The organism is Corynebacterium sp. A21, assembly GCF_052266655.1.
Taxonomy (GTDB): Bacteria; Actinomycetota; Actinomycetes; order Mycobacteriales; family Mycobacteriaceae; genus Corynebacterium.
Genome location: NZ_JBQPQY010000003.1, coordinates 242,185 through 266,568, shown reverse-complemented (window position 1 = coordinate 266,568; position 24,384 = coordinate 242,185). Strand labels below are relative to the sequence as shown.

At 63.1% G+C, this 24,384-nt stretch carries 26 protein-coding genes; 9 read left to right on the top strand and 17 right to left on the bottom strand.

Annotated features, from left to right (window positions below):
- The first annotated feature begins 327 nt into the window (after nucleotides 1-327).
- From ACTU46_RS07675 to ACTU46_RS07655, 5 genes are all read left to right on the top strand, one after another.
- On the top strand, nucleotides 328-1,401 hold the full coding sequence (locus tag ACTU46_RS07675; protein ID WP_443380661.1) for a TRAP transporter substrate-binding protein: 1,074 nt from the start codon (nucleotides 328-330) through the stop codon (nucleotides 1,399-1,401).
- Nucleotides 1,401-2,006, top strand: a complete 606-nt coding sequence (locus ACTU46_RS07670) for a TRAP transporter small permease (RefSeq protein WP_443380660.1) — start codon at nucleotides 1,401-1,403, stop codon at nucleotides 2,004-2,006. Before ACTU46_RS07675 ends, ACTU46_RS07670 begins: the two co-directional genes overlap by 1 nt.
- Complete coding sequence (locus ACTU46_RS07665) at nucleotides 2,006-3,325, top strand: TRAP transporter large permease (RefSeq protein WP_443380659.1); 1,320 nt, start codon at nucleotides 2,006-2,008, stop codon at nucleotides 3,323-3,325. The genes ACTU46_RS07670 and ACTU46_RS07665 overlap by 1 nt, the downstream gene beginning before the upstream one ends.
- A 121-nt stretch (nucleotides 3,326-3,446) precedes the next feature.
- Entirely contained in the window at nucleotides 3,447-3,833 is a 387-nt protein-coding gene (locus ACTU46_RS07660; protein ID WP_443380658.1) for an ArsR/SmtB family transcription factor, read from the top strand.
- Entirely contained in the window at nucleotides 3,826-5,070 is a 1,245-nt protein-coding gene (locus tag ACTU46_RS07655; RefSeq protein ID WP_443380657.1) for an MFS transporter, read from the top strand. Before ACTU46_RS07660 ends, ACTU46_RS07655 begins: the two co-directional genes overlap by 8 nt.
- Here ACTU46_RS07655 and ACTU46_RS07650 read toward each other — a convergent pair.
- Entirely contained in the window at nucleotides 5,032-6,252 is a 1,221-nt protein-coding gene (locus ACTU46_RS07650; protein WP_443380656.1) for an FAD-dependent oxidoreductase, read from the bottom strand. The two genes, ACTU46_RS07655 and ACTU46_RS07650, sit on opposite strands and share 39 nt — an antisense overlap.
- Nucleotides 6,253-6,532: 280 nt before the next feature.
- On the opposite strand from ACTU46_RS07650, the gene ACTU46_RS07645 reads away from it, so the two are divergent.
- Nucleotides 6,533-7,726 (top strand): LppP/LprE family lipoprotein, encoded by a 1,194-nt coding sequence (locus ACTU46_RS07645; RefSeq protein ID WP_443380655.1) that lies wholly within the window; start codon nucleotides 6,533-6,535, stop codon nucleotides 7,724-7,726.
- 34 nt (nucleotides 7,727-7,760) lie between these two features.
- Here ACTU46_RS07645 and ACTU46_RS07640 read toward each other — a convergent pair whose 3' ends face one another.
- The 3 genes from ACTU46_RS07640 to ACTU46_RS07630 form a co-directional block, all read right to left on the bottom strand.
- Nucleotides 7,761-8,363 carry a GNAT family N-acetyltransferase gene (locus ACTU46_RS07640; protein WP_443380654.1) on the bottom strand — a complete coding sequence of 201 codons (603 nt, stop codon included), beginning with the start codon at nucleotides 8,361-8,363 and terminating at the stop codon, nucleotides 7,761-7,763.
- A gap of 79 nt (nucleotides 8,364-8,442) precedes the next feature.
- Nucleotides 8,443-8,601, bottom strand: a complete 159-nt coding sequence (locus tag ACTU46_RS07635) for a hypothetical protein (protein ID WP_443380653.1) — start codon at nucleotides 8,599-8,601, stop codon at nucleotides 8,443-8,445.
- Between the two features lie 206 nt (nucleotides 8,602-8,807).
- Entirely contained in the window at nucleotides 8,808-9,941 is a 1,134-nt protein-coding gene (locus ACTU46_RS07630) for an ROK family protein (RefSeq protein WP_443380652.1), read from the bottom strand.
- Between the two features lie 317 nt (nucleotides 9,942-10,258).
- Here ACTU46_RS07630 and ACTU46_RS07625 point away from each other — a divergent pair, with 317 nt between their 5' ends.
- Entirely contained in the window at nucleotides 10,259-11,719 is a 1,461-nt protein-coding gene (locus ACTU46_RS07625; RefSeq protein ID WP_443380651.1) for a sugar porter family MFS transporter, read from the top strand.
- 222 nt (nucleotides 11,720-11,941) lie between these two features.
- Here the strand turns inward: ACTU46_RS07625 and ACTU46_RS07620 are convergent, their stop codons facing one another.
- A complete protein-coding gene (locus ACTU46_RS07620; RefSeq protein ID WP_443380650.1) occupies nucleotides 11,942-12,583 on the bottom strand; it encodes a hypothetical protein in 642 nt (213 codons plus the stop codon).
- Between the two features lie 198 nt (nucleotides 12,584-12,781).
- On the opposite strand from ACTU46_RS07620, the gene ACTU46_RS07615 reads away from it, so the two are divergent.
- A complete protein-coding gene (locus tag ACTU46_RS07615) occupies nucleotides 12,782-13,558 on the top strand; it encodes an alpha/beta fold hydrolase (protein ID WP_443380649.1) in 777 nt (258 codons plus the stop codon).
- 28 nt (nucleotides 13,559-13,586) lie between these two features.
- On the opposite strand, the gene ACTU46_RS07610 is transcribed toward ACTU46_RS07615, so the two are convergent.
- Complete coding sequence (locus tag ACTU46_RS07610; protein ID WP_443380648.1) at nucleotides 13,587-14,093, bottom strand: GNAT family N-acetyltransferase; 507 nt, start codon at nucleotides 14,091-14,093, stop codon at nucleotides 13,587-13,589.
- A gap of 25 nt (nucleotides 14,094-14,118) precedes the next feature.
- Nucleotides 14,119-14,766 carry an isochorismatase family protein gene (locus ACTU46_RS07605; RefSeq protein ID WP_443380647.1) on the bottom strand — a complete coding sequence of 216 codons (648 nt, stop codon included), beginning with the start codon at nucleotides 14,764-14,766 and terminating at the stop codon, nucleotides 14,119-14,121.
- Between the two features lie 115 nt (nucleotides 14,767-14,881).
- Here ACTU46_RS07605 and ACTU46_RS07600 point away from each other — a divergent pair, with 115 nt between their 5' ends.
- Entirely contained in the window at nucleotides 14,882-15,853 is a 972-nt protein-coding gene (locus ACTU46_RS07600; RefSeq protein WP_443380646.1) for a GlxA family transcriptional regulator, read from the top strand.
- A 9-nt stretch (nucleotides 15,854-15,862) separates the two neighbouring features.
- Here the strand turns inward: ACTU46_RS07600 and ACTU46_RS07595 are convergent, their stop codons facing one another.
- The 10 genes from ACTU46_RS07595 to ACTU46_RS07550 form a co-directional block, all read right to left on the bottom strand.
- On the bottom strand, nucleotides 15,863-16,564 hold the full coding sequence (locus ACTU46_RS07595) for a hypothetical protein (RefSeq protein ID WP_443380645.1): 702 nt from the start codon (nucleotides 16,562-16,564) through the stop codon (nucleotides 15,863-15,865).
- A complete protein-coding gene (locus tag ACTU46_RS07590) occupies nucleotides 16,561-17,175 on the bottom strand; it encodes a hypothetical protein (RefSeq protein ID WP_443380644.1) in 615 nt (204 codons plus the stop codon). Before ACTU46_RS07590 ends, ACTU46_RS07595 begins: the two co-directional genes overlap by 4 nt.
- On the bottom strand, nucleotides 17,168-18,025 hold the full coding sequence (locus ACTU46_RS07585; protein WP_443380643.1) for an ABC transporter ATP-binding protein: 858 nt from the start codon (nucleotides 18,023-18,025) through the stop codon (nucleotides 17,168-17,170). The genes ACTU46_RS07590 and ACTU46_RS07585 overlap by 8 nt, the downstream gene beginning before the upstream one ends.
- An 11-nt stretch (nucleotides 18,026-18,036) precedes the next feature.
- Complete coding sequence (locus ACTU46_RS07580) at nucleotides 18,037-19,140, bottom strand: FecCD family ABC transporter permease (protein WP_443380642.1); 1,104 nt, start codon at nucleotides 19,138-19,140, stop codon at nucleotides 18,037-18,039.
- Nucleotides 19,124-20,236 (bottom strand): ABC transporter substrate-binding protein, encoded by a 1,113-nt coding sequence (locus tag ACTU46_RS07575; protein ID WP_443380641.1) that lies wholly within the window; start codon nucleotides 20,234-20,236, stop codon nucleotides 19,124-19,126. The genes ACTU46_RS07580 and ACTU46_RS07575 overlap by 17 nt, the downstream gene beginning before the upstream one ends.
- A gap of 224 nt (nucleotides 20,237-20,460) precedes the next feature.
- A complete protein-coding gene (gene panC / locus ACTU46_RS07570) occupies nucleotides 20,461-21,357 on the bottom strand; it encodes a pantoate--beta-alanine ligase (RefSeq protein ID WP_443380640.1) in 897 nt (298 codons plus the stop codon).
- 3 nt (nucleotides 21,358-21,360) lie between these two features.
- Nucleotides 21,361-22,188 (bottom strand): 3-methyl-2-oxobutanoate hydroxymethyltransferase, encoded by an 828-nt coding sequence (gene panB, locus ACTU46_RS07565; protein ID WP_443380639.1) that lies wholly within the window; start codon nucleotides 22,186-22,188, stop codon nucleotides 21,361-21,363.
- Between the two features lie 379 nt (nucleotides 22,189-22,567).
- Nucleotides 22,568-22,924, bottom strand: a complete 357-nt coding sequence (locus ACTU46_RS07560) for a hypothetical protein (RefSeq protein WP_443380638.1) — start codon at nucleotides 22,922-22,924, stop codon at nucleotides 22,568-22,570.
- A 193-nt stretch (nucleotides 22,925-23,117) separates the two neighbouring features.
- Nucleotides 23,118-23,567: a helix-turn-helix domain-containing protein gene (locus tag ACTU46_RS07555; RefSeq protein WP_443380637.1), complete on the bottom strand. Its 450-nt coding sequence runs from the start codon at nucleotides 23,565-23,567 to the stop codon at nucleotides 23,118-23,120.
- 148 nt (nucleotides 23,568-23,715) lie between these two features.
- Nucleotides 23,716-24,285, bottom strand: coding sequence for a DNA-3-methyladenine glycosylase (locus ACTU46_RS07550; RefSeq protein ID WP_443380636.1), 570 nt, complete (start codon nucleotides 24,283-24,285; stop codon nucleotides 23,716-23,718).
- Nucleotides 24,286-24,384: the final 99 nt, after the last annotated feature.

Below are 24,384 nucleotides of genomic sequence, written 5' to 3'. Positions count from 1 at the left end.
GTCCGGATCCCCCTAAGTTCCCACATCTCGGCGGGAGGCGCGTTGGACTCTCCGTGACTCTTCCACCCCCAATGCTCACCCCTGCTCCGTATCTGTGGATCGGCGGGTCGTTGCGGAAGTCTCCCTTAAGCTGCGAGGATGGACATGGGGCAACCGGAAGGTGAACATCATTTAAGGGGGGGCTTTTAAAACGTGAATTGGTACTACTAAAATTTATGTCTGTTAGTCCTGTCACATACGGATATCCTCATCACTGCCTCAGCCACCGCCTCAAGCTCCGACCATGAAGGCGCAAGGTCGGGGCCCGTGAAGAATTGGAGTCACAAGTTGCGAAAACGAGGACCCGTCGCCGCGGTGGCCGCCCTCGCCCTCTCCTTCAGCCTCACGTCCTGCGCGGACCTGGGGGGACTGGATCTGGAGACGGTGGGCAGCCCGGATAAGACGACCTATATCAAGCTCGCGCTGAATCAGGCGGAAACGCACCCCAGTTTCATCGCGTTGGAGAGCTTCTCGGAGCGCTTCGAGGAGGCGACCGACGGCCGCTGGAAGATTCAGATCTTCCCCAATGAGCAGCTCGGGTCCCAGCAGGAGGTGCTGCAGTTCATCTCCTCTTCGGCGATCGAGATGGCCATTGTCTCCGGCACGCAGCTGGAGAACCTGAACAAGGATTTCCAGGTGCTGAACATGCCCACCACCTTCGGTTCGGTGGATCACCAGATGAGTGTGATCCGTGATCAGGACCTGATGGAGCCGCTGTTCACCAGCCTGGAGGATGCCAATAACATCTCCGTCATCGGCGGCTTCACCCAGGGCACCCGCAGCATCTACACCAAGGATGCCCCGATTGAGACCCCGGAGGATCTGCAGGGTAAGAAGATCCGTGTCCAGGAATCGGATATGCACATCCGCATGATCGAACTCATGGGAGGCTCGGCCACCCCGCTGTCCTATGGCGAGGTCTACACCGCGATCCAGTCCGGGGTGCTCGATGGCGCCGAGAACAACGAGGTCAGCTACGTCACCCAGAACCACAATGAGGTCGCACCCTTCTGGTCGCAGACTAATCATCTGGTGGGGCTGGACTACATGGTCATGCGCCATGATCTCCTGGAGGCGATGCCGCCCGCGGACCGCGAGCTCTTCCTCGCGGAATGGGACAAGGCCATGATCGAGCACACCGATCTCTGGGCCACCGAAACGGAAGAGGCCATTGAAGAGGCTAAATCTGAGGGGGCGACTTTCACCGGGGTGGATGAGGAGGCTTTCCGGGAGGCACTGGCGCCGATCCGGGAGGAATTCCTGAACACGGATTTCCAGAACGAGCTTTTCGATGCCATCCGTTCCGCCGATCCCGCTGATACTGCCGCTGGAACCGGTGCCGCCGGGGAGGGGGACAACTGATGTTGGCCACCAAAAATGTCCTGAACAAGATCCTCGCTTTTCTGAGCATCCTCCTTTTCGCGGTCCTGGTGTGCGTCACCGTCTGGCAGGTCTTCTCCCGCCAGGTGATCAACTCACCCTCGACCTGGTCCGAGGAGCTGTCCAAGATCCTCTTCGTCTGGCTCTCCTTCATCGGCTCGGCCTTCCTCTTCGGTGAGCGTGGCCATATCGCGGTGGACTTCATCGCGCGTCGGCTGCCACCTGCCGGGCAGAAGGCGACCGCCGCCTTCGTCCAGCTGGTGATTCTCTTCTTCGCGCTGGGTGCCATGGTCTGGGGTGGCTACCTCGCCTCCTCGATCGCCTGGGAGCAGAATCTGACGGCACTGCCCTTCACCATCGGCTGGGTGTATCTGATCATCCCGGTCGCCGGTGTCTGTATCGCGATCTTCGCCTTCATCGATTTCATTGAGGTGCTCCAGGGCAAGGAGCCGCCCTACCCGGATATTGAGGAGGCTGAAGAGCCGATGTACCTGGAAGAAGCGGCGGGGGAGCAGCTCCTCAATGGTTCCCCGGAGGGCACTGCTGCCACCGGAAACGCTGAATCCTCGGAAGGGGGCCGGTCCTGATGTTGTCTCCTGCAGTTGTCGCAGCGCTGATTCTGCTCATCGGCATTGTTATCCTCATCATCTGTTCGGTCCCCATCGCGGTGGCGATCGGAGTGCCCTCGATGCTGGCGGCCATGGCCGTCCTCGGTCCGGAGAATGCCGCCCAGGCGGTGGCGCAGCGCATGTTCACCGGCACGAACTCCTTCAGCCTGCTGGCCATCCCCTTCTTCGTGTTGGCCGGCGCACTGATGAACTCCGGTGGTATCGCCGCCCGGCTTATCGACGCCGCGAAGGTCCTCGTCGGTCGGATGCCCGCCTCGATGGCGCAGACGAACATTGTCGCCAACGCCATGTTCGGTGCCGTCTCCGGCGCGGCCGTCGCCGCCGCCTCGGCCGTCGGTACCGTGATGACCCCGCGCATGAAGGAGGACGGTTACTCCCGTTCCTATGCCGCGGCCGTCAACGTCGCCTCGGCTCCCTCGGGCATGCTGATCCCGCCGTCGAATACCTTCATCGTCTACTCCCTGGTCTCCACGACCTCAATTGCGGCGTTGTTCATGGCCGGTGTCGGGCCCGGTCTGCTCTGGGTGCTGGCCTGTGTGATCGTCGGCGGGCTGTTGGCGCGGCGCGAGAACTACAAGAAGGTGACCGTCGCCCCGAGTGCGAAGATCGTCGCACTGACCCTCTGGCGGGCGGTGCCCTCATTGCTGATGATCGTCATCGTCATCGGTGGCATCCTCTTCGGCTGGTTCACGCCGACCGAGTCTGCCGCCATCGCCGTGGTCTACTGCCTGGTGCTGGGCTTTGCCTACCGGGCGATCAAGATCAAGGATCTGCCGCAGATCCTGCTGCGGGCCACCCGCACCACCTCCATCGTGATGATGCTGGTCGCGGTCTCCTCCGCGCTGTCCTGGGTGATGTCCTTCGCCCAGATCCCGCAGTTGATCGCAGACGCACTGCTGTCGATCTCGGACTCCAAGGTCATCATTTTGCTGATCATGATGTTCATCCTGCTGCTGGTGGGTACCTTCATGGATCCGACGCCGGCCATCCTGATCTTCGTGCCGATCTTCCTGCCGGTGGTCACGGAGCTCGGTGTGGACCCGGTCCACTTCGGTGCCATGGTCGTGATGAACCTGTCCGTCGGTGTGATCACCCCGCCGGTGGGCAATGTGCTCTTCGTCGGTGCCCAGGTCGCCGGCCTGCGTATCGAGTCGGTGCTCTCGAAGCTCTGGCCCTTCTTGGTCGCCATCATCATCGCCCTGTTTGTGGTGGTGTTTGTCCCGCAGATCTCGATCTGGCTACCGACCACGATGGGTCTGATGACCCCGGCCGGTTAGCGCCTCTGACTGGCCTCGATGACGCCGGTGCCCACTGGAAGCAGTAGTCCAGTGGGCACCGGCTTTTGCCTGCCCTGCTGCATGCTGGGCCGGACCCGACCCGACATGTTAGTATCTGCGCATGAATGCAGATAAGAAGTGCTCCCTGGATGTTGACAGCTCCTATGTGGAACTCGCGGTCGAGGTGTTCTCGATGCTGGCCGATGCCACCCGGGTCCGGATCATCCTGGCCCTGCGGGACGGCGAGCTCCCGGTGAACCAGCTGGCGGAGATCGTCGACAAATCCCCTGCGGCGGTCTCCCAGCACCTGGCCAAACTGCGCCTGGCCCGGATGGTGGTCACCCGGCAGGAAGGACAGCGGGTGTTCTACCGGCTGGCCAACGGGCATGCCCGCCGCCTGGTCGCCGATGCGGTCTTCCAGGCCGAACACGCCGTGGATGATCAGCCGGAGCACCACCGCGGCACCCACCCCGGAGCCCCGGAACCTGAGGGCCATCATCATGCGTGAGGTGCTGGCGAACCCCTCCTACGCCCGGTTGTTCGCCGCCCAGCTGATCGCCCTGCTGGGCACCGGGCTGCTGACGGTGGCCCTCGGGCTGCTGGCCTTCGAGGTCGCCGGTGGGGAGGCCGGCCTGGTGCTGGGCACCGCGATGACGATCAAGATGCTCGCCTATGTCGCGGTCTCACCGGTCATGGCGGCGCTGACGGCAAAACTGCCCCGCAAAACCGTTCTGGTCTCGGCGGATGTGCTCCGGGCCCTGGTGGCGTTCTCCTTACCCGCGGTCTCGGAGGCCTGGCAGATCTATCTGCTGGTCTTTCTCCTCCAATCCGCCTCGGCGACCTTCACCCCCACCTTCCAGGCGGTGATTCCGGAGGTGCTGCCGGATGAGGCCCAGTACACCCGGGCGCTCTCGCTGTCCCGACTGGCCTATGACCTGGAGTCCCTGCTCAGCCCGATCATCGCCGCCGCCCTACTGACGGTGATGGTCTACAACAACCTCTTCTTCGGTACGTTCCTGGGCTTCGCGGCCTCCACCGCGCTGGTGCTGGCCACCAGGTTCCCCCGCTTGGCGCCGGTGGAACCGGCGCCCTTCGCGGAACGGCTGACCCGTGGCGTGCGCGTCTTCTGGCGCGAGCCGGAACTGCGCAGCCTGATGGGGATGAACCTGGTGGTGGCCGCCGCCACGGCGATGGTCATCGTCAACACCATTGTGCTGGTCCGTGGCGATCTCGACCGTTCGGAATCGGATGTGGCCCTGCTTCTGGCCGCCTATGGTGCCGGGTCGATGATCGTGGCGCTGGGGTTGCCGCAGGCGCTCGACCACCTCCCGGACCGGCCGGTGATGCTGCTCGGCACGGCGTTGCTGCCGGTGGGGTTGCTCGCCGCCGCCGCGGTGATGGCCGGCCTACCGCCGGAGAGCCAGTGGCTGCCGCTCAACCTGCTGTGGCTGCTGCTCGGGGCTGCGGCCTCACTGGTGCTCACGCCTTCCGCCCGGCTGCTTCGCCGCGCCTCGGATGACAGGAACCGGCCAGCGGTCTTCGCCGCGCAGTTTTCCCTCTCACATGCCTGTTTCCTGCTCACATACCCGCTGGCCGGTGCCCTGGGTGCCGCTCTCGGCTTATCGACGACCGCGGTGATCCTCGCCGGGCTCGGGATCCTCGGCGGGGTACTGGCGGTAGCGGCCCGGGTGCCGGGAGCGGTGCAGCTACCGTCGGGCGAACCTGGGCACATGCTCGGGTCTTAGCCCGATGCCCACCAGGTAGGCAGGAACCACGGTCAGGAAAGGGAGACGGCGGGCCAGGACCAGGATCGGCTTGGGCGGGCCCAGCATCTTGCCGAGGATCATCGGGTTGATCAGGTTGCGGTGGATGACCCGCTGCAGCCCCTGGGCAGCGATGACCGCCGGTAGACGCCGTTTCCGGACGGCCTTCAGGTGGCGTTCGGTGACTTCGCCGGCCAGGAGCGGTTTCGCCAGTAGCCTCGCTGCGGCAACGGCATCCTGAACGGCTACGTTGATGCCGAGGCCACCAGCGGGGGACATGGCGTGGGCCGCGTCCCCCAGGCAGAGCAGCCCTGGGACGTGCCAGGTCCGGAGACGGTTGAAATGGACGTCGAGGAACTTGACCTGATCCATCGACTCCAGCTCGGCGAGCTGGTCAGCAACCTCGGGTAATAGCTCGGCGAGGTCCTTCCGGAAAGCCTCAATGCCGCGTGCCCGCAGCCGGGCATCGGTGCCTTTCTCGCTGAGGTAGGCGACCTGGAAATAGCCCTCGCGGGGGATGGCGATGACGCCCCGCCCTGGGCCGAAGCGTGGCAGCAGGAAGGGGTCAATGTTTTCAGCTGCGGGGACGCGACACCACCAGGCATCGATATTCACCGGATATTCCTGTGGCACCAGGCCGACTGCCTGGCGCAGGGTGGAATGGCGCCCATCGCAGGCGATGACGAGGTCCGCGGAAATGCTTCCCGCACCTTCCGCCGAAGAATATCTGACGCCCGTGACCACCCCTGTGGCGGAGCGGATCACATCAGTGGCCTCGGTATTCATCCGCAGGGTGAAGGTCGGTTCCCGCCGCCCGGCGGCGGCGAGCATATCCAGGAGATCCCACTGGGGAACCATCGCGATATAGCGGTGCCGGGCCCTGATCCGGGTGAAATCGATCAGGGTGACGGGTTTCCCGGAGTCATCCTTGAAGGACATCTTCGTTACCTTGCTCTGGGGCAGTTGCTCGAACTCCTCCCAGAGACCGAGTTCCGCCAACAGCTGCATGGTGGTCGGGTGGACGGTGTCGCCGCGGAAGTCACGGAGGAAATCCCCGTGTTTCTCCAGGACGGTCACCTCAACTCCGGCTCTGGCCAGAATCAGTCCCAGGAACATCCCGGCTGGTCCGCCGCCGACCACCACACAGGTTGTCTTCTCACTCATCGCAGACCTCCGAGCCCGCCAGGAAGATGCTTCAAGGAATGTTGCACGTACCCTGAAATTATCACCCATCCCCGATGGGCACCAGGGCCGGTTAAATTGCTCTCAGCTGCGGAAACCATGAATCTATCAGTGGTGTCCCGAAGCCAGGTCCCGTCGATCTCCCTCCGGTCACACCTGCGTATCAACATGGCATCCAAGCCCGGAATCCGGTATCAGTTCGCCCGGCACGACGATAAAAGGGTTAAACCCTCACATCCGAATTCTGCAGGAAGAGCCTGAGATGAGTCTCCGCAGTTTCTTCGTCACTATCTTCGCCGTGGCCCTGGCCTTCGGGCCGGCGGCCTGCTCCGCCACGGACTCTGACCCCGGCGCCCAACCGCCCTCGAGCAGTACCGTCACCTCAACTGCCCCGGTGGACCCTCCGGACGTCGATACCCCAACCCCGAGTGTCCCCGTCACCACCGCCCCGGTCTCCACTGCACTGCCCACCGACATCCCGATTGAGGACTCCGAACCACCGACCGACTGCGCCCTGGCGGAGCTGGACCTCGTGGAGACCGAGTTCGGTGCCTGGCTGAATTCCCAGATCATCCCGACGAATGAACCCGGGACCGTGTTCTACATCGACGAGATCTTCAACCAGTTCAACCCCTGCTCAGAACTGAGTTTTGTCACGCTCCACGGCCAGAACGGTGACCGTGACCATCCCGCCGGTACCGGTTCCGCCCTCGCCGGCACCGCCGTCTTCTTCAACTATGAGCACCTGATCACCAGCCCCGCGCCCATCGAATTCCGGGCCGTCCCCTCGGGCGAGCGGATCAATGACAGCGAACTCGAGATCACCTACGGGCATGCCGGTGGTGCCACCGCGGAAGGTGTCACGGAGCTGCTCCCGATCCACTACCGCATGGAGGGCGCTCAGTTGCTCGGCAATGAACTTATTCCGGCGGAACACCAGGGCAACCTCCACCTGGACCTCACCCGCGCCGGGCCACCCGGGGTGGGGGTGTTCCGACCTTTCGGCAACGCCCACTTCCGGCCCTGGGATCAGGAGCTTCCGGTCTGGAACCAGTACGCGATCATGATGGGCGAGGAACGGATCAACTGCGATTTCCCGGCCTTCAACGGTGAGCAACTGACCTGCTATGACGAATACTCCGCCCCCTGGCCGGTGATGGAAGACTCGATAGAAGAGGCCGCCAATATCGCGACCATGAACTTTCGCGCCCCCTGGCAAGTGAGCACCAGTACCGGAAACCCGCCGGAGATCAAGTCGGACTTCGAGCTGCTGCCCGATGAGTCGACCACGCGGGTGGGCAACTTCTTCATCCAGACCTACGGTGATGTGATCATCATCCATGACGTGAACTGGGCTTACCGGCTCGGTGTGGGCATTGCCGAACCTGTTGAGGTACCCAGTTTCCAGCTCGACATCTCCCGCCACCCGCAGGATCTGCTTCCCTGGGAGGGGTAGGAGCTTATGTGCGCCGCGCTGAACCAGTGGCCTCTCAGGGGAGGTCGCGCAGCCGGACCTCCGGTGCCGGGTACCAGGTATGGATGTCCTCGATCATGGCGCGTTGCCGTGCCGCCAGCTGTTCATCCTCGATCAGGATGCCCTCCCGGCCCGGGATGATTTCTTTCTCAAAAGCCAGATGGCCAATGGTTTCGGGGTCGGCGGCAAGATCAAAAAGCGGGGTATAACCGAGGCCGAGGTACATGTTTTTGGCCTCGGGCTGGCGGGGGCCGGTGGTCAGGTAAATGCGCCGGTAGCCGCGCTCGGCGATCTCCCTTTCCAGGGCGGACATGATCGTCCGTGAGAGGCCCTGCCGCCGGTGCTGGCTGGAGGTCCACACTCGCTTGATCTCGGCCGTTTCCTCGTCGAGGTACATGAAAGCCCCGCCGGCGATGGTTTCATTCCCGCGACGGATCAGCAGGAAATCACCATAGGGCGGGGTGAAGAGTAGCGGCGGGAAAAGGCCCATCTCGGCGTGTACGTCGAAGTCTTCCATATCGGCGTAGCGCTGTGAGTAGTCCGCGATGAGCTCCGCGACCATGCCGCGGGCATGCTCGGAGTCAAGGCTTGAATGAATGAGTTGGTCTATTGCGGACACTGCGGCTCTCCCTGACCTGGAACGGATTGATGGGGGAGATCATATCCGATGGCGGGGATGGAGCTGTGTCGGGATTGTTTTAGGCTGCGCGCTTGGAATCGAGGAAGAGGAGGAACGCGGTGGTGCAGGCGGCCAGTGTCACCAGGGGCGCCTGGGCAACCCAACTCCGTTCATTGCTGGCCTGCTCACTTTCCTGAACCTGCGCGGCTTCAATGCCCTCAAGGGTGATGGTGCTCATGTGTCTGCCGCTCCTTGGTTCTGGTTGATGTTGCTTTCAAGGGCAGGCTATGCCGATCACAAGAAGTGCGCTAGGTATTTCTTCAAAATGTTGGAATCTGGTCCTATTTGGGGGTGAAGCGGAAGCCTGAAAATGAGAGAGGGGGTGTGTAGTGCCCCCGGTATTTCTGAAAATGGCGGCCAGTGGTTCAGGTGCGGGGGTAGTGCTTAGCTCCCCGCCGCCACCTGTAGCGCATTGAGCTGGGCATCGCGCATGGCATAGCTGGTTAGTCCCCGAAGCACGGCTTTATTGCTGGGGGTGCCGCGGCGCACCTGTAGTGGGGCGAGGCTGCGCTGCTCCAGGGCGTTCTTGATCTGTTGGTAGAGCGATTCTGCGGCGGCGAGCGGCCCGCCGATGATGACGGTGCCGGGATCGAAGAGGATGGAGACCGTCAGTACCGTCTCGGCGAGCAGTTCCCGGGCTTGATCCGCCTCTTCATGGGAGGGGTCGGCGAAGGCCTGTAGGGCAGACTGGACGTCGATGGAGGCATGGTCCTTCGATCCGAATGAGGTGGCGGCCAGCCAGCTGTGCAGGGTAGATCCCCCCGGGGTGGGTAGATAGCTGAATTCCCCGGTGGCACCGTTGGCCCCGCGGATCACCTGACCTTCAGAGACCAGGGCGGCACCGATTCCGGGTCCGAGATAGATGTAGAGGAAGGTGTCGGTGGCGTCTTCGTCGAGTTGTCGGGAGGCCTCGGTCTCTGCCATGGCTGCCCAGTTCACGTCATTATCCACCCTGACCTGCGGTAATGTGCTGATTCCTAGGGAGTCGCTGATATTGGGGATACTGCCGGAGAAGGGGGAGCCGGACACCGGGTGGATCGCCAGGGTGCGTGGATGGACGGGGGCGGCGACGGAGATCGCGACGGCACGGCGCGGCGTCGATAAGCAGGTGGCGGATTCCGCCAGGCTTTCCCGGGCCCAGTCGATGGCCGCTGGAAAGCTGAGATCCGCGGTGGAGAACCGCTCGGAGATCAGCTGTCCGCAGAAGTCCATGGTGCTGATCCGGATGTTGCGGCGCTCGAGGACGATGGCGCTGGTATGGCCATAGTCCGGGTTTGCACGGTAGAGCAGGGCCTTGCGGCCACGGGTGGCGGGGGAGGTCTCGCCGGCCTCGGTGATCACGCCGACGGCGAGGAGTCGGTTGGCCGACTCGGAGATCGTCGGCTTGGAGATGCCGGTGGCGCGGGCGATTTCCGCCCTGGAGGCGGTGCCGTGACGGAAGAGGAATGTCAGGAAGGCCTGATCAGTCATCCCGGCGAGAGTTGCGGGGAGGGGCCGGGGGCTGGGGATGGACTGCATCAGGTCGGAGCCTATCTCGCTGAAATTGATGGGGGAGTTTAGGTGGCAGGGGGCCGCATCGGGCAGGGGGAAGTCGATGTCGGGGCGTCACTTCGAGGGCATCGCTGGCCCTTAGCGGTGGTGTGGCTGTGATGTACAACTTTTTCTTTACTTGTGACCGTCCTCACGATACCTTATTAAGTTAAGGAACTTAACCAAATCATTTTGGGGTACAACGAGAGAGCTTCGTCATGGACGCAGCCCACCTGTTGCCCTGACTTGGAAAACCGCCACCTCCCGGTAGTCGATGCACACCGGGACGACAGAATCGACATCCCATGACAGAGACACTTTCGGTTTCCGCCGATGAGAAGGTGGGTGGCAGGCTCATTGCCATCGTCTTCACCGCTGCCCTCGGTGGCTTCCTCTTCGGCTTCGACAGCTCCATCGTCAACGGCACCGTGGAAGCGGTGCGCGGCGAATTCAGCCTCGGCTCCGCGCTCCTCGGCTTCGTGGTTTCCGGTGCGCTCCTGGGTGCCGGCCTCGGTGCCTGGACCGCCGGCATCTGCGCCGACCGCATCGGTCGGGTCAAGACCATGGTCATCGCCGCCACCATCTTGTTCATCTCCTCCATCGGTGCCGGGCTGGCCTTTGGCGTGGTTGATCTGATCGCCTGGCGCTTCCTCGGCGGTGTCGGTATCGGCTTCGCCTCCGTGATCGCACCCGGCTATATCGCCGAGGTTTCCCCCGCGAAGCACCGTGGTGTGCTTGGCACCATGCAGCAGATGGCCCTGGTCATCGGCATTTTCATCGCACTGCTCACCAGCGCGCTACTAGCACGGGTGGCGGGCGGCGCGGCGGAGGAACTCTGGTTCGGGCTGCCTGCCTGGCGCTGGATGCTCATGTCCGCGGCGGTGCCTTCCCTGATCTACGGCATCCTCGCCAGTCGGCTGCCGGAATCCCCGCGCTATCTCGCCTCCCGCGGCCGCAATGATGAGGCCCGCACGGTGTTGCGTGAGGTGGTGGGCATGCGCGATGAAACGGCCATCGACGCCAAGATCGATGCCATGCTCCAGACCGTGAAACTGGAGAGCCGACAGAAGTTCAGCGATCTGCTCGGTGGCCGCTTCGGCCTGCTCCCGCTGGTCTGGATCGGCATCGTACTTTCGGTGTTCCAGCAGTTTGTGGGCATCAATGTCATCTTCTACTACTCCACCACCCTGTGGCAGGCCGTCGGATTCCAAGAATCGGACTCCTTCACCATCTCGGTGATCACCGCGGTCACCAATATCGTGGCCACCATCATCGCGATCATGCTCATCGACAAGGTCGGCCGCCGGAAGCTGCTGCTCTTCGGCTCCGTGATCATGGTCCTAGCCCTGGGCACCATGGCCTTCGCCTTCTTCCAGGCAACGATTATCGACGGCGAGCCCGTCCTCGAAGGTCTCTGGGGCCCGGTCGCCCTGATCGCCGCCAACCTCTTCGTCATCGGCTTCGGTATGAGCTGGGGCCCGACCGTCTGGGTGCTGCTCGGCGAGATGTTCCCCAACCGCATCCGCGCCTATGCCCTCGGGGTCAGCGGTGCCATGCAGTGGATCGCCAACTTCGTGGTCAGTGCGACCTTCCCCTCCCTGGCGGACCTCAGCCTCGGGGTGGCTTATGGCCTCTACGGCTTCTTCGCCCTGCTCTCCCTGGTCTTCGTGTACTACTTCATTCCGGAAACCAACGGCAAGCAGCTCGAGGCCATGGGCGAGGATGACCCAGGTGCGGCGGCAGCGGTCCCGGGGGCGAAGGCCTAAAAGCGGGCCGGGCCGAGTACCCCGCGCCGGCCCGCACGTTCAGCGAACTCATCCAGCAGTTCCAGCACCTCCGGCGCGCCAGGCCCGCCGGTTTTTCTGCACCTGGGCATTACGCAGAATGCCATCACTTTCCAGACGCTCAAGACCGCTGCGGATATTGCGGACCGAGACATCCAGCTCGTGGCTGAGCCCCGCGGCTTCGATAAGCGGCCCCACCTGTGGTTAAGCGATGATTGAACGATCCACACCCGAGATGGTGAAGGAGGTGTCCCCGGAGACACAGGTGACATCGCGTGCGGCGGAAACCTCACAGCTCACGGCATCAACCACGAGGCGCTCACCGGGGGAGAGGCTGGCCGGAGCCGGCGGCACACCTTCGAGGATCGTGTAGTGGATGCCGCCCATGCTCGCCGAGACCGCGCCGGGGCGCTGGTCGGCAAAGGGCGGGGTGCTGATGTCCGGGACCGCTGCGCCGGCGACACCGGTGCAGGTCGCGCCATCGGGTGTGACCAGGCAGGTGCCGGTCTCATCTTGCTGGGTGACATAGGAGAAGATGTGCTGCCCGTTGACCTGGAACTTCGCCGGGTCGACCACGATCGGGCCGGCATCAGCGGTGGTGTCGATGGCTTCGCTGCTGGTGGTCTCGTTGTTCCTCGTCTCGGCGTCGGATACCTCGGTGGTGCTGGTCTCGGAGGTGTCGGTCCCGGTGGTGTCTGCGGCTTCCGGAGCCTCGGCTGAGGCGAGCGCGGTGGTCGTGGTTTCGGCGGAATCACCTGCCGGGGTTTCGGTGGCGGTGCCGCAGGCGACGAGGCCGAGACTCAAGGCGCCGAGGGCTGCAAGGGTGAATTTTCGAGGCGAGAACATACTCTAAACCTAAGCCACGGGTTGAAGGAGTGGGCACTGAAGGGCGAAACCTTTGTCATTCTGTTGTGCTTGATGCTGAAGTCTTCGGCAGGTGCGGCCCTTCCCTCGGGATGTGGTGCTTCAGGCCTCCCCGGAATTACCCTGCGCAGAAACTGTGTCCGGCATTACACTTTGGTTAACTGACGAAGGGAACACACGATGACGCTTTTTCCCACTCACACCATCGGTACCGGACCTCATGCCGTGCTCTGCCTGAGCGGTTGGTTCGGCCACAGCAAAGGCTGGGGCCCCTGGGCCGAGAATCTGGACACCGAGAACTACTCCTGGCTCTTCCCCGACTACCGCGGCTATGGCAGCCAGGTCACCTACCGTGGTGATTTCACCATCGATGAGGTCACTGAGGAGCTGCATACTCTCCTCGATTCCTTGCGGACCTATGAATCGGTGACGGTCCTGGGGCATTCCATGGGCGGTGTCTTCGCCCAGCATCTGTTGACCAAAGCCGGCGGGAAAATCGCCGCCTACATCGGGATTTCCTCGGTCTCCGCCGCCGGCACGCCGATGCCGCCGGAGCAGCGGGACCTCTTTGAATCGGCGGGGGACAGCGTTGATGCCCGTCAGATGATCATCGACATCACCACCGGGCAGCGGCTCTCCGACCGGTGGCTGGCCAGCCTGGCGCAGGCGACCACACAGACCTCCTCCGATGATGCGGTGGCAGGTTATTTCCGGGCCTGGGCGGACTGCAACTTTCTCGATGAACTCGGTGTTCAGGAGATCCCGGCACTGGTGATCGTCGGGGCGCATGATCCTGCGGTCACCGTGGAATCAAGTCAGCAGGCGTTCGGGGAGGTCTTCCCGGATCTGAGCATCATCGAGTTTCCTGATGCCGGCCACTATTCAATGTTTGAGTCCCCCATTCGGCTGCTCACGGAGGTGGAGCGCTTCTTAAATACCCGGGTGCTCAATCGCTGAGTGACTGAGATCAGCTGCCTACTCGGAATCAGCTGTCGAAGGCGGCGTGATACTCCACCACGCCCTGCGGGAAGGTGGTGTCATTGAGCAGCAACGCCATGAAGTACTCGGCCGGTGCCGGCGGATATGTCAATCCCGGGACCACCTCGAAGCCGAACCGGTGGTAGTACGCCGGTTCCCCGAGCAAGACGACACCGCCCGCGCCCGCCGCCCGCAGTTGCGCCAGTGCCGCCCGCATCAGGGCGCTGCCGATGCCACCTCCCTGCAGGTCAGGGTGCACACTGATCGGCCCCAAGCCGAACCAGTCGCCCCTCCCATCGCCGATGCTGACCGCCGAGATCGCGACATGCCCGACCACGCCGGCAGCCGTCTCGGCGACCAGGGAGAGGTGCAGCGCCGCGTCATCCCGCAGCTTATCGACGATCGCGGGTTCCGAACCGTCGGAGTGCTCCAGCTCGGCGAAGGCCTGTTCGATGACGGCCCGGATCCCGGGGATATCCGTGGGGGTCTCAGGGCGAATGTGGAGGGTGCTCATGGCGGCTGAGTCTAGAGCAGAGCGTTTAGGCCAGAGCGGCTACCTGGTGCACCTCACGGCCCTGGAGCGCAGATTCCACCAGGTTGCTGCCGGGCAGCGCGGTGCCCGCGGTGACGGCGGACTTCCAGCTCTCGGTGTCGGTGACCGTGGCCAGATTGGAGTGCAGGACTGCCATCAGGGTGGTGTGGAGGGTTTTGGCGTCCACGGAACCGGCGGAGTTGGAGATGCTGATCGCACCGGCGGCATCGGAGAGCACCTCAACCTTCAGGCCGAGGGATTCCGCCCCGAAGGCGGAACCGATGACGCAGTTATTGCTCATGAAACCGACCAGGGTGATGGTGTCCACCTGGTTCTCCCGGACCCAAGCTTCAACGTCGGTGCCATCGAAGATGCTGGCGTAGATCTTGTTGGCGTGGTGCCACTCCGGCTGCACCAGCCCGGCGATCTCGGGGTGCAGCTGTGCGCCCTCGGAAGCAGCCGCGAAGATCGGGGCCCCCTCCGGCAGTTCATGCCGGATGGCAGCCACCGGAATATTGTGCTCGCCGGCAATGCTGATGGCCTCGATGATGGAAGCCAGGGCCTGATCCCGGGGCGGGTACTGGATCTCCAGGGGGCCATTGAAGTATTCATTCTGGATGTCTACGAGGATCAGGGCGCGACGCGGCTGGGACATGTGATTCCTTTCAGCGGGATGCACTTTTGACGGTGCCTTGCCGCCTAGTATCGCGCTGCCTTCACTGCTAGCGTGAGTGTCATATCTGACCACCTTCGATGGGAAAAGGACAGACATGAAGATTGCGGTCCATGCCTTCGAGGGTGTCCCGATGTTTCATCTCTCGGTACCACTCCAGGTCTTTTCCGAGGCGGAGAACCTGGGACTCGGGGAATCATGGCGGATCAACATCTGGTCGCCGGACGGCGCACCGGTGCGTACCGCCGAAGGGGTGTTGCTCGATGACCTCAACGGCCCCGAGATCCTCGGGGAGGCTGACGTGATCATCTTCCCCTCCTGGCCCGCTGAGTTTCCTGAGGTAGCAGCTGAGCTGGTGGAACTGATCCGTGCCGGGCACCACCGCGGTGCCATGATCGTCGGACTGTGCCTGGGCGCCTTCCCGGTGGCCGCCAGCGGCATCATCGACGGCCGTGCCGCAGTGACACACTGGGGTGCGATTGAGCGGTTTCAGCGCGCCTATCCGCAGGTGAAGGTGGAATCCAACGCCATCTACATCGACCACGGTGATGTGATGACCTCCGCGGGAACAGCCTCCGGGCTCGATGCCTGCCTCCACTTGGTCCGGGAAAGACTGGGGGCGCGGGCTGCGACCACGCTGGCCCGGCAACTGGTGATCGCTCCGCACCGGGAAGGTAACCAGGCGCAGTACATTGAGCGACCGCTCCCGGATGAGAGCATTCCCGGCCCGGTCAGTGAGGTCATCGATTGGATGCTGGCCAACCTCGACCAACCGCTGACGGTAACGGAGATGGCGGAACGCGCACATCTGAGCCCGCGACACTTCTCCCGGGTGTTCGCTGAGGTCAGCGGTACCACGCCGGCGAAATGGCTGCTGCAGAACCGGCTGAACCAGTCCCGGCAGCTGCTGGAGAGCACCGATCTGTCCATCACTGATATCGCCCGGGAAGGTGGTTTTTCCAGCGCGGTCACCTTCCGGCAGAACTTCCGGGCGGCGTTCTCCACCACCCCGACCTCCTACCGCTCACGTTTCCAGGAGACCGAGCCGGACCTCCGCGGCCGTCGATAAGCGCTGGTTTTAAGCGCGCCTGGTCGCATCCGTCCAGCGCAGCAGTCCGTAGAGGAAACGGGTTGCGCCGGGCATGAAGTTCGAGCCGTGGTGGAAGATCGGATCCAATGAGGTCACGATGATCCGCCCGGCGGTGGAGGTGGTGTCCTCGAAAAGGAGGGAACCATAGTTGCTCCAGGTGCCATCCTCATTTGGTTCCTCGAGTTCGAGCAGGGAGGTGACCTCGTGCTCGACGGTGAAGGAACCGTGCTGGTGCCAGATCACCGACTTGGGGCTCAGATACTGCCAGGCCTCGTGTCCGGCTGCGGTGGGACGGATCCCCGGGTCCTCCCCGGTGGACCACCACCAGAAGTTGGTCGGGGCGTCGCGGTGGCTGATACCGGCCAGCCAGTTCTGGACTTCGTTGATCCCCAGGACGACGAGGGTGTTGCCCTCCTCGGCGACGGCCCGGAATTCCGCGGCATGCTCCTGCAGCAGCTCCGGGTGCATCCGGTCAGCGAGGATGACGGTTTTGAAGCCGTCGAGGTCGCCGGGTTGCAGGTTGCGGATGTGCAGCCAGCTGGGGGAGTAGGCGATGACCGAGGGGTCTTTCATCGTGGTCAGGTGTGAGGAGGTGCCGTTGTGCACGATAGCCAGGTCGCCGTGGTCCGCAGTGAAGTCATTGCGGACCAGGGTGGAGCCATCGGGCAGGGTGACGGTGGGCTTGTTCATCGGTTCATCAACCATTCGATCAGCTGCGGGTGGATACGGGCGGCGGTGTTGCGGTCCTGCATGAAGATCGCCGGCTCAATACCCGGGTGAATCAGGACGCGGCCCAGGCCGTGGGAGTAGACATAGTCCACCGGCAGGCGGTGCTGACCGATCCGGGTGGTGATCAGGGCACCGGCCGGGTGGTTGAGGGTGTAGCCGCGGGCATAGAAGCCGGTGACCCCCTTGCGCATGCTGGCGTCGATCAGGTCCACGCCGGCCCATACCGGGTGAGCGTCGCCCGGGGTCAGGAAGAGTTCCGTCGGGGCGTCGTAGTGCAGCGGGCGGAAATCACCCTGCCGGGGCAGGAACTTGGCCACCGGGTGGCCGCAGAGTGCGACCCGGCCGCCGGCGAAGATAAACTTCTCGATCAGCTCAGCCTGGGACACCAGATACTCCTGATCGGCGTTCATCGAGATCAGGAGGCCGCTGACCCCGGAGAGGTCGGCCTTTTCCAGCTCGTAGAGGTCGAGTGGAGCCACGTTCTCACCCAGGTTGAGATTGCGTTTGACCATGGAGTTGCCGCCCATGTGCAGGTAGCGGACCCGGGGTAGGTGGGTCGGGGATTCAGACACTGGTCGTTCCAACTTTCTTGTGGTTCATGTGTATTAGACGTGTTGCCGCGTCCTGCTTATCGACGCCGCGTGCCTGCCCGGCCAATGCGGTGGTACCCGCAGTGCGGATACTCTCAAAACGGGTGATCACGGTGGCTCGGTGCCGGTCGCCGTCGAGCACGTGGTGGCGGAACACCTCCACGCCGTAGAGCTCGGTGAGCGCTTCATCGGTGAGGATCTCAGCGGCGGGGCCGGCGCTCAACTGGCCACCGTGGCCCAGGATCAGACCCTGCCCGCCGAGGTGGAGGGCATGGTCCGGGCTATGGGTGGAGAGCACCACCGCCAAGCCATCGGCGGCCAGATCCCGGATCAGTTCCAGGACGATCGCCTGGTTGCGCAGATCCAGGGCGGAGACCGGCTCATCCAGGATGAGGGCGTCACAACCGGTGGCCAGAGCGCGGGCGATGAGCACCAGTTGTTGCTGGCCGCCGGAGAGACCAGCGAAGGGCCGCTGGCTCAGGTGGGCCATGCCCACTCTGTCCAGTGCCGTGAAGGTCTCGTCCCGGTCGGTCTTGCCCGGTGCAGAGAACATGCCCAGGTGCTGGGCGCGGCCCATCAGGACCATGTCGAAGACGGTGTAGGCGAAGACTCCGGCGGTGGCCTGGGGGACGAAGCCGACCAGTCCGCAGCGTTCCACAGTGCCTTCGGTGGGATCTGCGATGCCGGCGAGGAGCCGGAGCAGGGTGGATTTTCCGGCGCCGTTGGCCCCCAACAGGCTGGTGATGCCGGACAAGGGAATGCGCACATCGAGGTGGCGGAAGGTCCAGTCGGAGTTCGGGTACCGGAAGCCGATACCGGTGGCGTTGATCATGAGCTTCCTCTCTATCCGGTCAGTCCGCCGCGACGGTGCACGGCGCGTAGCAGGGCGATGAATACCGGGGCGCCGATCACTGCGGTGAGGATGCCCACGGGCAGTTCGGTGGCGGTCACCGAGCGTGAGAGGGTGTCTATCAGTGCCAGATAACCCGCACCGATCAGCGCGGACATCGGGAGGAGGACCCGGTGGTCCGGGCCGGTGATCAGCCGGGCGAAGTGGGGGACCACCAGGCCGACCCAACCGACGACCCCGACCACGGACACCGCCCCGGCTGTCATCAACGCGACCATCACCAGCAGCAGAATCCGCAGTGGCTTCGGATTGATGCCCAGCGATCTGGCGTCCGTATCCCCGAGACTGAGTACGTTGATCCGCCAGCGCAGGCTGAGGATCACGAGACTGCCGATCCCGATCGGAATCAATGCGATGAGTACCTTGGCCTGCGAAGCTGCAGCCAGGGAACCCATCAACCAGAACACGATCGAGGGTAGCTCGGTGTAGGGATCGGCGATGATCGTCATGAAGGAGACCAGTGCGGAAAACAACGCGCCGACCACCACCCCGCCGAGGATGATCATGAGCAGTGAACCACCGGTTGTGCTCCGGCCGATCCAGATGACGAGTGCCAGCGCCAGCATGCCCATGGCGAAGGACAGGCCAACCAACCACAATGACCCCAGACCAAGAACCAGGGCGAGCACCCCGCCAAAGGCGGCACCATTGGAGACCCCCACCACCTGCGGGCTGACCAGGGGATTCCGGAAAATCGCCTGCAGGGTGGCGCCGGCCAGCGCCAGACCGGCACCGACGATCAACGCCAGCAGCACCCGTGGCAGCCGGGAGCCGAGGACCACCTGTACCTCCTGGTCGGTCCAGGTCTGACGGATATCGACGAACTGTCCGATCAGCATGCGGAGCACCTCGTTGAAGGGCACCGAGTAGCGTCCGATGGACAGGCTGAACAGGGAAATCAGCACCACGGCCAGCAGCGCGATCACCCAGCGCAGACCAGTGGCCCGCGGTGCCGGATGCGGGACCGGTTCCGGGGTGGTGAGCTCAGCGAGGGCAGTGGGCTTGCTCAGTGTGGTGGGCTTAGCCGGTGAAGACATCGTAATCAGCGCTTCCCCGGTTGGCGTCGAGGAAGAGGATCTGGTCGATCTGCTCCTCGCTGAGATCATGGTTGTACAGGTAGGCGAAGTTCTCCTTCATCGCGGAGCGCAGGTGGAAATCGGCGACCTCCGGGTTGATCAGGGTGGCGGCCCACTGCCACATCAGGTTGGATTCATTGCTCGGTGGATCCCAGGAGAAACCGCCGTTGGGAACGCGGTAGACGCGACGGTTGGCTACCGCGGACACATCGGCCCAGAAGGGATCCTGATAGAGGGTCTCCGGGGTGGCCGGGGAGAAATTACCCAGGAAAATGACTTCGGGGTCGAGCTTGAGCAACTCTTCCTTGGCGATGGCGACACTCGAGCCCTTCTGGGTGATGACGTTGTCGGCACCGCAGAGGGTGAGCCAGTAGTCCATATAGGAGCCCGGGCCCGAAACCTGCAGCTCATCGTAGTTGTAGATGTTGACGGCCCGGGGACGCTGGCCCGCTTTGCCGACCACGGACTCAACCCGGGCCAGATCGGTGTGCATCGTCTCGAGGATCTGTTGCCCGCGTTCAGGCTTGCCCACCAAGGTGGACAACAGCGACACCCATTCCTCGAGCATCTCCTGCGTGCCGTAGTTGAGCAGGAGCAGCTCCAGGCCGGCCTGTTCGATCGGGGTGATGATCTCATCGCCATAATGGCCCCACTGGATCGTGACATCCGGATGCTGGGCGACGATGGTTTCGATATTCGGGACGAAGTCTGCGCCGTTGGCGGCGATCGGTAGATCCATGATCTCGGGGAACATGGTGGCCAAGAAGCCCTTTTCCGCCAGCATCTGGGCGGAGGAGTTCACCGCGACGACCTTGGCCAGCGACTGGTCCACCCCGGCCAGCATGGCGGGCAGCGGGATGATGGTGGTGGCGATGCGGTCGACGGGGCCGTCGAAGGAGACGGTGCGGCCGAACTGGTCGGTGACAGTCAGACCTGCACCACCGGCCTCACCTGCGGTGGGTTGGGTCTCGCGGGTCGAGCAGCCGGCGAGGCCGAGCATCCCGGCACCGCCGAGTGCCAGTGCCGCCTGGATGAAGCGCCTTCGGTTCAGTGGCATGTGATGGAGCGCCACAGGGCCGTTCGAGGTCATGGGGAAGTCACTTTCGTTGAGCACCAGATCGTCCGGAACTGGACAATCGGATACCTTAAGGAAAGGCTGGCCTAAGTGGCAAGGCACATGGAAGGCTTGCCTGCCCTAATCTTTGGAAAGGTGTGGTTACGCTCGGAAAATGAATTTAAACTGCCCGGCCAGGGGGTGGGCTTGGGGGTAATGGCTGGCCGTCAGCGGGCCGGAATCAGTTCCATATTGTCGATGAGCCGCACTTTGCCTACCTGGATCGCCGCAACCACCAGTGCCGGCTTGTCCAGTGGAGTGGCCAGAACTGTGCGGCTCAGGGATTCCAGCGTGCGTGGGTCCACCACTTCCAGATGATCTAGTGTCACACCTGTACTAGATCGCAGCTGTTCTCGGGCAGCTTCGACATCGATCGCCATACCTGCAGCAGTACGATTGCGCAGTTCACGCAGCACCCGGGAGAGGATCAGGGCATTCTTCCGTTCCTGCGCTGATAAGCGCTGGTTCCGGCTGGACTCCGCGAGACCGTCTGCGGCGCGGATGATCGGAACTGGCCGGATCTCCACGGGAAAATTCAGATCCGCCACCATTCGCTTGAGCACCGCCACCTGCTGGGCGTCTTTCTGCCCGAAGTAGGCGCGGAATTCTCCGCTTCGCGGCTGTGTCAGGTGAAAGAGCTTTGCGACGACCGTGGCCACCCCGTCGAAGTGGCCCGGTCGGCTGGCACCTTCCAGGCGCTGACCCATCTCACCGGTGCGGACCCACAGCATGGGGGTCCCGCCCGGGTACATCTCCTCCTGGGTGGGGGCGAAGACGATATCGGCGCCTGCCTTATTGAGTAGTTCGAGATCGGCCGTCAGCTGGCGTGGGTAGTTGCGGAAGTCATCGCAATCACCGAGATTCTCAAACTGCAGCGGATTGGCGAAGATGCTCACCACCACCAGATCATTGTCTGACCTGGCACGATCAACCAGTGAGGTATGCCCATCATGGAGTGCGCCCATGGTGGGCACTAACCCTAGTGAGTCCGTACCGGCACTGAGCTCGGTAATGGCGGTGCGTAGTTCGGCAGCGGTGCGGGTGAGTCGGGGAGTGGTACTCATGTGCTACTTCCCGGGGTGGTCTTCGTAGGATTCTGCGGCGGCTGGGAACTCCCCACCGATGACATCCTCGTGGTACTGGCGGGCGGCCTCGACCAGCTGCTCCCCGAGAGTGGCGTAGCTGCGAACGAACTTCGCGGTCCGACCCCGGTTCAGGCCGAAGGCATCCTGCCAGACCAAGATCTGGCCGTCGGTACCCGCTCCGGCACCGATCCCGATCGTGGGGATGGTCAACGCCGCGGTGATCTCTGCAGCGATGGCAGCCGGGGTCATCTCGATGACCACGGCGAAGGCACCGGCCTCCTGGACTGCGAGGGCATCGGCAAGCAGCTTTTCCGCACCGGAGCCACGTCCCTGGATGACCGGGCCGCCGAGCGCGTGCTCAGACTGCGGGGTGAAACCGATGTGGGCGCACACCGGGATGCCGGCCTCGACGACCCTGCGGATGGTCGGCGCGATCTCCACGCCACCCTCCAGCTTCACGCCCGCCACGCCTGATTCCTTCATGAAGCGCACCGATGTTGCGACAGCCTGTTCCGGGCTGGTTTCGTAGCTGCCAAAGGGGAGATCGACCGTGACAAAGGCACGCCTGGTGGCAGCGGCCACGGCCCGGGCCATGATGAGCATCTCATCGACGGTCATGGAGAGGGTGGTCTCCCGACCCAGAACGACATTGGCGGCGGAATCGCCGACCAGGAGCAGATCGATCCCGGCCTCATCGAAGATGGCGGCGGTGAGCGCGTCATAACTGGTGAGCGCGGAGATCTTGAGGCCCTCGGCCTTGGCCTGGGCGAAATGGCGGGTGCGGACCCGGGAAGCTTCAATTCCTGACATGCGGCTGAGTATAGATTCCCGGGTAAATCTTTAGCCCGTGAATGGCGGCCTTGATCGTTTTAGGGGGTGGTGGTTCAGCTGCGGGAATCTCCTGGACTCTCCGGTCCGGTCAACTTGTGTACCAAAAATGAAAACTACAGGTCCGATATCCTGACCTGCGGATTCACGGTTTCCTCCGGTGAACTGGACGTGGGTTCAATATGGCTCGGAGCAATCGCAGGCTTAAAAATCCAGAAACTCTGGATGGAGAAGCGGGTCTCCCAGCCTTGCGGAAGGTATGCGGTCAATTGCGTTGGGTCTGCATGGTCATCGGGTGATGTGCGGGCTTATCGGTGGCTCTTTCCTCACCCATTCTGCAGTATTTAGGTGCCGTGACATGCTATCTCCGTAGCAGTTCTGCTGCGGATGGCGCTCCGGATTTCGACAGCGCATCAAGCACATCATCGATGGTTCTGGGTGGATTCTTGAAGGCCGCCGCCGCATATGTCACGGCCTGATGTGCTCGGGAGCCGAATAGGTTGATCTGATCGCAAAGGAACTCATCGGCACCTTGTATTTCGATGCCGTACCGGTCCATTACGTCCTTGGGGAAGTCTTTCTTGTTTTCCGTGACGATCACCTGGGCGCCACATCTGATGGCAGCGGCAAGAACATGGCGATCATCGGGATCCGGCAGGGACAGGGCTTCGATGAGCTCTTCTGCCCGGTAACGAGACAGTCGTCCACGGCCTGACACATCAGTTCTCGTGTTCTGCGCAGCTTGTCGGGGTGGAGGTCTGGGCGGTTGGCCTGGAGGTTTCGGAATACTTCGTCCAGGATGTGATCGGTCCACCGTGCCTGAAAAATATCGGTGCCTGCGAGTCTGATGAGAATGTCTCTGAGTATGTTTGGGTAGAGCACATTGGCATCGAAAATGACGGTGGACCCACTCACTCGTACAGTCCTATCTCCTCGGTGAGGGCGGTGAGTTCATCGGCAGCGATGCGTCCTTCGATGTCTCGTTGGTGCTTGTACGCCTGTACCTCGGCGGCGTATATCCGCCGGTGAGTGCCGACCTTATGGCCCGGTAGGACGCCATCATTCATGAGTTTGACGACGTGGGGGCGGGAAACATTGAGTAAATCCGCTGCCTGTTGGGTGGTCAGTTCGGCATGCAGTGGTATGACGCCGACAGCCTGTCCGGCCGCTGAGTTCACCAGGATCTCCCGGAGAATGGTTGCGACTTCCCGGGGGAGGCGGATCTTTTCCTCAGAGCTCTCGACGACGACATCCACGACGTCGGGTGGGGGGACGCTGCCGAGAACGTGATTGAGCTGGTGGAGTGCTTCGCGAGCGGTGGCGGCTATATCGGTGCCGTTGTTGTCCTTGAGCTGTGTCATGACACCAGGATATCGCCTAAACGAAATAAACGAAACGCCATGTGCTGGCTGTACCCAGCCGGGAGTCGCGCTCCTCATGGAGGGGCCGGGCGATGAGAAAAGGGGTCTTGGACAGCAGCTAGTGCCCAGGAGATGTCTTCCGGGTGGGCTACCCCTTCGGCCTACCTCTCCGTCCGCTCACCGTTTTATCTCCCGGTATCCAGAAGCGCAGCGGAGCCTGGGCGTTCTTGGAGATGCCGATGCGTGGCCCACGCACCCATTCCGGTTCCTGCTGGCGCTGTTTCAACAGGAAAGAGCCATCACTATTCAGGACAGGGGAGTGGTTGTCACTCAGCTGGAGATCGAGTGCCTGGCCGAGGTTGCCCGGGCCTTGGGCGAGCCGGGTGAAGGGGACGTTCCCGCGGCGTCGATAAGCGATCTCGAGCCCGGCCACCACCTCGCCGGCACGCAGCAGGCAGCCCTGTCCCACGCCTTCGGGGGCGCAGACGATATTGCCGGCGCGGTGGATGCCATAGGAGAGGTAGACGTACATGTGGCCGCCGGGGCCGAACATCGCCTTATTGCGTTCCGTCATGCCCCGGTGGGTGTGGGCGGCGGAGTCCTCGGCGCCGACGTAGGCCTCCACCTCGGTCAGGCGGATGGACACCCCGGCGTGGGTGAGTACGCAGCCGAGCAGCTGCGGGGCGACGATATCGGCGGTGGCGGTGAAATCGATCATCAGGGGAACAATTCTGGGAAGGAAGCGTTGGTTGAAGTGTTGTGTAACAGGTAGCGGGTAATCTCCACCCTGAATTCAGGGGTTCCCGTTGATTGTGCC

Bases quoted from the DNA above. Each gene is read 5' to 3' on its own strand.
- ACTU46_RS07620 (WP_443380650.1), bottom strand. From the start codon at position 12,583: ATGTTCTCGCCTCGAAAATTCACCCTTGCAGCCCTCGGCGCCTTGAGT.
- ACTU46_RS07615 (WP_443380649.1), top strand. From the start codon at position 12,782: ATGACGCTTTTTCCCACTCACACCATCGGTACCGGACCTCATGCCGTG.
- ACTU46_RS07635 (WP_443380653.1), bottom strand. From the start codon at position 8,601: ATGAGCACCATCACCCTTGAGGGCATTGAAGCCGCGCAGGTTCAGGAA.
- panB (WP_443380639.1), bottom strand. From the start codon at position 22,188: ATGTCAGGAATTGAAGCTTCCCGGGTCCGCACCCGCCATTTCGCCCAG.
- ACTU46_RS07625 (WP_443380651.1), top strand. From the start codon at position 10,259: ATGACAGAGACACTTTCGGTTTCCGCCGATGAGAAGGTGGGTGGCAGG.
- ACTU46_RS07585 (WP_443380643.1), bottom strand. From the start codon at position 18,025: ATGATCAACGCCACCGGTATCGGCTTCCGGTACCCGAACTCCGACTGG.
- ACTU46_RS07610 (WP_443380648.1), bottom strand. From the start codon at position 14,093: ATGAGCACCCTCCACATTCGCCCTGAGACCCCCACGGATATCCCCGGG.
- ACTU46_RS07550 (WP_443380636.1), bottom strand. From the start codon at position 24,285: ATGATCGATTTCACCGCCACCGCCGATATCGTCGCCCCGCAGCTGCTC.
- ACTU46_RS07555 (WP_443380637.1), bottom strand. From the start codon at position 23,567: ATGACACAGCTCAAGGACAACAACGGCACCGATATAGCCGCCACCGCT.
- ACTU46_RS07650 (WP_443380656.1), bottom strand. From the start codon at position 6,252: ATGAGTGAGAAGACAACCTGTGTGGTGGTCGGCGGCGGACCAGCCGGG.
- ACTU46_RS07660 (WP_443380658.1), top strand. From the start codon at position 3,447: ATGAATGCAGATAAGAAGTGCTCCCTGGATGTTGACAGCTCCTATGTG.
- panC (WP_443380640.1), bottom strand. From the start codon at position 21,357: ATGAGTACCACTCCCCGACTCACCCGCACCGCTGCCGAACTACGCACC.
- ACTU46_RS07580 (WP_443380642.1), bottom strand. From the start codon at position 19,140: ATGTCTTCACCGGCTAAGCCCACCACACTGAGCAAGCCCACTGCCCTC.
- ACTU46_RS07600 (WP_443380646.1), top strand. From the start codon at position 14,882: ATGAAGATTGCGGTCCATGCCTTCGAGGGTGTCCCGATGTTTCATCTC.
- ACTU46_RS07655 (WP_443380657.1), top strand. From the start codon at position 3,826: ATGCGTGAGGTGCTGGCGAACCCCTCCTACGCCCGGTTGTTCGCCGCC.
- ACTU46_RS07630 (WP_443380652.1), bottom strand. From the start codon at position 9,941: ATGCAGTCCATCCCCAGCCCCCGGCCCCTCCCCGCAACTCTCGCCGGG.
- ACTU46_RS07595 (WP_443380645.1), bottom strand. From the start codon at position 16,564: ATGAACAAGCCCACCGTCACCCTGCCCGATGGCTCCACCCTGGTCCGC.
- ACTU46_RS07605 (WP_443380647.1), bottom strand. From the start codon at position 14,766: ATGTCCCAGCCGCGTCGCGCCCTGATCCTCGTAGACATCCAGAATGAA.
- ACTU46_RS07665 (WP_443380659.1), top strand. From the start codon at position 2,006: ATGTTGTCTCCTGCAGTTGTCGCAGCGCTGATTCTGCTCATCGGCATT.
- ACTU46_RS07575 (WP_443380641.1), bottom strand. From the start codon at position 20,236: ATGCCACTGAACCGAAGGCGCTTCATCCAGGCGGCACTGGCACTCGGC.
- ACTU46_RS07670 (WP_443380660.1), top strand. From the start codon at position 1,401: ATGTTGGCCACCAAAAATGTCCTGAACAAGATCCTCGCTTTTCTGAGC.
- ACTU46_RS07645 (WP_443380655.1), top strand. From the start codon at position 6,533: ATGAGTCTCCGCAGTTTCTTCGTCACTATCTTCGCCGTGGCCCTGGCC.